This is a genomic window from Terrisporobacter sp. (genome assembly GCF_017888745.1).
GTDB lineage: Bacteria > Bacillota > Clostridia > Peptostreptococcales > Peptostreptococcaceae > Terrisporobacter.
The window spans coordinates 1-2,228 of record NZ_JAGHFM010000413.1; the positions used below are offsets into that span (position 1 = coordinate 1).

The 2,228-nt window shown below is 28.8% G+C and carries 2 protein-coding genes; both read right to left on the reverse strand.

Annotation, left to right across the window (positions count from 1 at the left end; translation table 11 throughout):
* Positions 1-584, reverse strand: a 584-nt coding sequence (locus J7G74_RS16600; protein WP_297137468.1) for a dicarboxylate/amino acid:cation symporter, incomplete at its 3' end; no start/stop codon positions are given.
* A 25-nt stretch (positions 585-609) separates the two neighbouring features.
* Positions 610-2,064, reverse strand: a complete 1,455-nt coding sequence (locus tag J7G74_RS16605) for a UDP-N-acetylmuramoyl-L-alanyl-D-glutamate--2,6-diaminopimelate ligase (RefSeq protein WP_297137470.1) — start codon at positions 2,062-2,064, stop codon at positions 610-612.
* Between the last annotated feature and the right edge of the window lie 164 nt (positions 2,065-2,228).

The window sequence follows — 2,228 nt, forward strand, 5'->3', positions numbered from 1 at the left end:
AACTTCATTATTAAACTTACTATTTTCATCATAACTTCAGAACCAGCTTGAACAAAGTTTGCTATAGGTCTTGCTTTTTCTCCTGCCATCGCTGTAGCTACACCAAATAGCATAGACATTATTATTAGTTGTAACATATTACTCTTAGATAATAAATCCTTGAAGTCTGTAACTGTTACTGTATTTACTAATTGTTGAGCTAAACTTACTTTTTCTTGTCCTTCTGATGAAGCAGAAGCTATTATATCTCTAAACATTTCTGGATTTAATCCTTTAGTTGGGTTGAATAATAATACACCTATCATACCTACTATAGCTGCTATAACAGAAGTAATTGTAAATACTATAACTATATTTTTAATTATTTTACCAAGTCTTTTCATTTCACCCATATTAGATATAGCTGATGTAACACTGAAAAATACTAGTGGTACTAATATCATAAATAAGAAGTTTAGGAATAAATCCCCAACTGGCTGGAATATAGCCGCTTTTGGGCCCATATAAGCCCCAACTATACCTCCTAGTAATATAGATCCTAGAAGTATAATAGTTGATTTGTAATTTTCAAATAATGATTTCATTATTTTGTTCTCTCCTTTATACTATTTATAATTTCTCTAAGCAATCATTTGCTATTTCTTTATCGTCAAAGTGATGTCTAACTTTTCCTAATATTTGATAGTTTTCATGGCCTTTTCCTGCTATTATTACTACATCTTTTTCTTTGGCCATTTTTATAGCTGATTCAATAGCTTCTTTTCTATCAATTATAACTTTATAATTTTCTTTTTCTTTATTTAATCCTGCTAATATATCATCTATTATTAATTTTGGATCTTCTGTTCTTGGATTATCAGAAGTTACCATGCATATATCTGATAATTTTTGAGCTATTGCTCCCATTAAAGGTCTCTTTGTAGTATCTCTATCTCCACCGCATCCAAATACTGTTATTATTCTACCTTTAGCAAATTCTTTAGCAGTGTTTAATATATTTTCAAGAGCATCTGGAGTATGCGCATAATCAACTATTACACTTATACCTTTATCATTTGGTACTGTTTCGAATCTTCCTGCTACACCATTAGTATTTTTTAATGAAGTAAGCACAACATCCTTATCTATATTTAACATATAACAAGCAGCTATTACAGCTAATGTGTTGTATACTGTAAATTTGCCAGGCACTGGAACAAACACATCTTCTTCATAAGAAGGTGTCACTAGTTTATATGATACTCCCTTATCACTTATTTGTATATCTTTTGCCATAAAATCAGCTTCATTATCGATTCCATAAGTATATGCTGGTGTTTCTAATGATTTTATATTGTCATATATTTTTTTACCACCTTCATCATCTACATTGATTATATTAGCTACAGAAGTTTTGTAGAATAACTTTTCTTTAGCCTGTCTGTAGTCTTCTAAATCTTTATGGAAATCTAAATGATCTGGTGTTAAGTTTGTAAATATACCTATTTTAAAGTCTGTAGCATCAACTCTATTTAGCACTAATGAGTGAGATGATACTTCCATAGCACAATAGTCACAATTATTATTTAACATTTTATTAAAATATTTTTGTAAATCAACACTTTCTGGAGTAGTTGAACTAGATTCTATTTCATTTTCTCCATCAAATATTTTGATAGTTCCAACTAATCCTACTTTATTATTGTTAGCTTGCAGTATTTCACTTAAAAAAGTTGTTATACTAGTTTTTCCGTTAGTTCCTGTTACACCAACAACTCCAAATTTTTGTGATGGATGATTACAGAAGTTATCTGCAACAACCGCCATTGCAGCTCTTGTATCTTCAACTTTTACAAAAGTATATCCTTCTATTTCCACATCATCTTGAACTAAAAATGCTTTAGCTCCTTTTTCTATAGCACTTTCTATATACTTATGACCATCAGAGTTAAATCCTTTTACACATATAAACAATGTATTTTCATTAACCTTTCTTGAATCATATTCTATATTTTCTATATCTATATTCATATCACCGTATACACTAACTACTTTTAATCCGTTTATAATCTCATTTAGTTTCAATTTAATAGTCCTCCTAGTTTTATATCTTTATATTTTAATTTAACCGATAAAGGCTAAAACTTATTCTCATTCTTTCTACTACTATTATATTAGTATTTTTATCTGATAACATAACTAAAAATGCTTGCTACATTGCAAAAAATGCTCTATTATAAAAATAATAC